We start from the raw sequence: 4007 nt of genomic DNA, 5'->3' as shown, positions 1-4007 counted from the left end.
GGGCGCGCGGCAGCTCGATCGCCGGGGCCGGGCGGAAGGCCGAGGCGCGCAGGCTGACCACCTGCAGCGGCGCGCCCGGCTCGGCATGGCCGAAGGCCTTCTCATGCGCGGCGTGGAACAGCGCCGCCAGGGCTTCGGCCCCACCATCGGCCTCGGGCGGCAGCGGCACGGTCAGCTCGAAGGACTGGCCGTGATAGCGCAGATCGGCCGCCAGAGTGATGCGGGTCTCGCCGCCGCCGGCCATCGCCTCGGCCGCCTGGCGGGCCTCGCCGGCCAGCGCCTCCAGCATGGCGCGCAGCGCCGGCCAGCCCTCGGGGGTGAGCGGCCGCAGCACGGTGCGCAGGGTGTCGCGGCGGATGTCGGCGGCCAGGGCGCCGAGCGCGCAGAGCGTGCCGGGCACCGCCGGCACCAGCACGCGGCTCATGCCGGCGGCCTCGGCGGTCAGCGCGCCCAGCATCGGGCCGGCGCCGCCGAAGGGCATCAGCGTCAGCTCGCTGGCATGCAGCCCGGCGCGGGCCAGCAGCTGCTCGATCGGCACCAGCATGCCGCTGATCGCCACCTCCAGCACGCCGGCCGCCAGGGCCGGGATATCGAGGCCGAGCTGCGCCGCCAGCGGCCGCGCCGCCGCCTCGGCCAAAGCGGGGTCCGGTCGGATGGCGCCGAAGCCCAGCGCGCCATGGCCGAGCAGGCCGCAGAGCAGCGCCGCGTCGGTCACCGTCAGCCGCGCGCCGCCGCGCCCGAAGCAGGCCGGGCCGGGGGTGGAGCCGGCGCTCTCCGGCCCCACCTGCAGCACGCCCTGCGCGTCCACCGACACCACCGAGCCGCCGCCCTGGCCGGAGGAGGTGACGGCCACCGTGCTGATGGCCAGCGGGAACTCGCCGATGGCGTGGCCGGTGGCGAAGGCCGGGCGGCCCTCCTCCAGCAGCGCGATGTCGGCGCTGGTGCCGCCGATGTCGAGGGTCAGCACCGCCGGCTCGGCCGCCGCGCGCGCCACCAGCCCGGCGCCCACCACGCCCGAGGCGGTGCCGGAGAGCAGCATGCCCACGCAGTCGCGCTTGCCGGCCTCGGCCGTCATGGTGCCGCCGGCCGAGGTGGTCAGCAGCAGCGGCGCGGCGATGCCGGCCTGCCGCAGCTCCGCCGCCACGCGGTCCAGATAGGTCGCGGTGCGCGGATGCACATAGGCGTTCAGCACCGCCGTCGTGGTGCGCTCGTATTCGCGGATGGCGGGCCAGATCTCGCTGCCGCGGAAGACGGTCATGCCGGGGTCGAGCCGGGCGATCATCGCCGCCACCGCGATCTCGTGCCGCGGCTCGCGCCAGGCGTGCAGGAAGGAGACGACGATGCCCTCGCAGCCATCGGCGCGCGCCGCCGCCAGGGCGGCTTCCACCTCGGCCTCGCGTGGGGCGCGCAGCGTGGTGCCGTCGGCGGCCATGCGCTCGTCGATGCCGTACACCCGCTCGCGCGGGACCAGCGGCGCCGGGCGCTCGCAGAACAGGCTGTAGGGGTCGGCCATGCGCAGCCGCGCCAGCTCCAGCAGGTCGGTGAAGCCGGCGGTGGTGAACAGCGCCAGCCGCGCGCCGCGCCGCTGGATGATGGTGTTCACGCCCACCGTCGTGCCGTGCACGAAGCGGCCCACCGCGCCGAGGTCCAGCCCCTCCGCCGCCAGGCGGCGCAGCCCCTCGGCCACGTCCTGCCCCGGCGCGGCCGGCGTGGTCAGCACCTTCAGCGTCGAGACCCGCCCGCTCCCCGTCTCCAGGGCCACGAAATCGGCGAAGGTCCCGCCGATATCCACACCGATCATCACCTGCATGCGGCACCTCAAGAAGCCGCCGCGACTGTGCGGCCGGGGGGCGGGCGGCGTCCACGCAAGCTATGGCCGCAGCCCATAACCGGCGGGCATGGGTCGTGGCGCGCCTCTCCTCGGCCCCCACCCCCTGGGCAAGCGGCGCCGGGCGGGACACAATCGGCGCCAGGCCCGGCGGCGTCTCAGGACCGGGCGAAGCGAGGGCGGACACCGATCTTGAGCATCCCGCTATGGGCCAGCGCGCTGGTCGCGACCCTGCTGGTGCAGACCGTCAGCTCCTTCTCCAGCCTGGCCATCCCGCTGCTCGGCCCGCCGCTGATGGCGCGCGCCGGGCTGGCGCCGGAGAGCATCGGCCTGGTCTCCGCCCTGACCTCGGCCGGCATCTGCTGGTCGCTGGCCTGCGGCGGGCCGATGCTGGCGCATCACGGCCCGGTGCGGACGCTGCAGATCGGCCTGGCCTGCATGGCGGCGGGGCTGCTGCTGCTGTCGCAGCCGGTGGGCCTGCTCGGGCTGCTGGGGGCGCTGGCGGTGGGCTTCGGGCTGGGGCCGAACACCCCGGCCGGCAGCCAGATCCTGATCCGCCACGCGCCGCGCCGCCATCGCACGCTGATCTTCTCGATCAAGCAGGCCGGGGTGCCGCTGGGCGGCGCGCTGGCCGGGCTGGTGGTGGCGCCGCTGGTGCTGGCGCAGGGGCTGGGCGTGGCGCTCGGCGCCGTCATCGCGGTGACGCTGCTGACCATCCTGCTGGCGCAGCCCTTCCGCCAGCGGCTGGACCGCGAGCACGCCCCCGCCGCCGCCGCGCCGGAGCGCGCCCCGGCCGCCTATGTGCGCGACCTGTTCGACCAGTACGCGCCGCGCTTCGACGAGGAGCTGACCCGGCGCCTGGCCTACCGCACGCCGCAGGCGCTCGCCGCGCTGCTGGCGGCCCAGGGTGTGGCGCCAGCCGGGGCACTCGACATCCTCGATCTCGGCTGCGGCACCGGGCTCTCCGGCCTGGCGCTGGCGCCCTTCGCGCGGCGGCTGGAGGGGCTGGACCTCTCGCCGCGCATGCTGGCCGCGGCGGCGCGCACCGGCTGCTACGCCGCGCTGCACGAGGCCGACCTGCTGGACTTCCTGCCCACCCGCGCGGCCAGCTACGACCTGATCGCGGCGGCGGATGTGCTGAACTATCTCGGCGATCTCGGCCCGGCGCTGGCGGCCATCGCCACGGCGCTGCGCCCTGGCGGGCTGGCCGCCTTCAGCGTCGAGACCGGCGATGTCTCTCCCTATGCGCTGGGGGAGGGGCTGCGCTACCGCCACGCCCTGCCGCATCTGCGCGGCCTCTGCGCCGCCGCCGGGCTCGGCCTGCTGGCCGGGCAGGAGAGCGTGCTGCGGCAGGAGCGCGGCCACGATGTCGCCGGCGCGCTGCTGCTGCTGCGCCGCCCCGGCTGAGGCGCGGCCTTAACCGCGACTTCACCTCCCGCAACACAGGGTGAAACAGCGTCGCCCCCAGGGCGGCGCGGCGCGCAAGCGCGGCGGCCCGGCGCCCCCGGGAAGGACGGGACGGGCCGGCAAGGCCGGACCCTGGTGGCAGGAGCCTCGATGGTCCGCAGCCCGACCCGGCCCGCCTGGACGACCCGGCCCCGGAAGCTCCAGCCCCGGACGCCTTGGCCCCCGATGCCCAGGGCCGCCGCGCGCCGCGCTTTCCCTCCCCCCGCCCTGCCAGGGAAACCGCCCCTCCATGTCCACTCTCGTGCTCGAGCTGCGCCAGGGCGATCTTCTGGTCGTCAACGGCGCCCCGCTGCGCTTCCGCAACCGCACCCGGATCGAGCTGACCAGCCGCGCGCGCTTCCTGTTCGGCAAGCAGATCATGCCGCCCGACGCCGCCACCACCCCGGCGCGGCGCATCTATTTCGCGCTGCAGACCGCCTATATCGGCAATGAGGAGGAGCGCGAGCGCGGGCTGGAGCTGGCGCGCGACCTGATCGCCGAGTTCCAGCAGGCCACCACCTCCAACCTGGCGCGCGGGCTGCTGGAGAGCGCCCTGGCCCAGGCCGAGCAGGATGAGTGCTACCAGGCGCTGAAGCTGGTGCGCCGGGTCATGCAGCACGAGGATGCCGTGCTGGCGGCCATGCCGGGCGCCGCCGCCTATGCCGCCCCGCAACTGCCCGACCCGCTGTCGGACCCGCTGCCCGCCGCGTCGCCCGGTGCTTGCCCGGGGGCC

General features: G+C 76.2%; 3 protein-coding genes. 2 read left to right on the top strand and 1 reads right to left on the bottom strand.

The window, feature by feature from the left end; all coding sequences use genetic code 11:
- Positions 1-1810: hydantoinase/oxoprolinase family protein (locus tag HMPREF0731_RS07040; RefSeq protein WP_007003368.1), on the bottom strand; the 1810-nt coding region annotated here is incomplete at its 3' end.
- Positions 1811-2020: 210 nt separating this feature from the next.
- On the opposite strand from HMPREF0731_RS07040, the gene HMPREF0731_RS23080 reads away from it, so the two are divergent.
- Together HMPREF0731_RS23080 and HMPREF0731_RS07030 are read left to right on the top strand one after the other, a co-directional pair.
- On the top strand, positions 2021-3235 hold the full coding sequence (locus HMPREF0731_RS23080) for an MFS transporter (protein ID WP_007003367.1): 1215 nt from the start codon (positions 2021-2023) through the stop codon (positions 3233-3235).
- 289 nt (positions 3236-3524) lie between these two features.
- The coding region (locus HMPREF0731_RS07030; RefSeq protein WP_007003366.1) for a flagellar protein FlbT at positions 3525-4007 on the top strand (483 nt) is incomplete at its 3' end.

The organism is Pseudoroseomonas cervicalis ATCC 49957 (genome assembly GCF_000164635.1).
Lineage (GTDB): Bacteria > Pseudomonadota > Alphaproteobacteria > Acetobacterales > Acetobacteraceae > Pseudoroseomonas > Pseudoroseomonas cervicalis.
The sequence above is the reverse complement of the archived record's forward strand: the minus strand, read 5'-3'. Positions and strand labels throughout refer to the sequence as shown.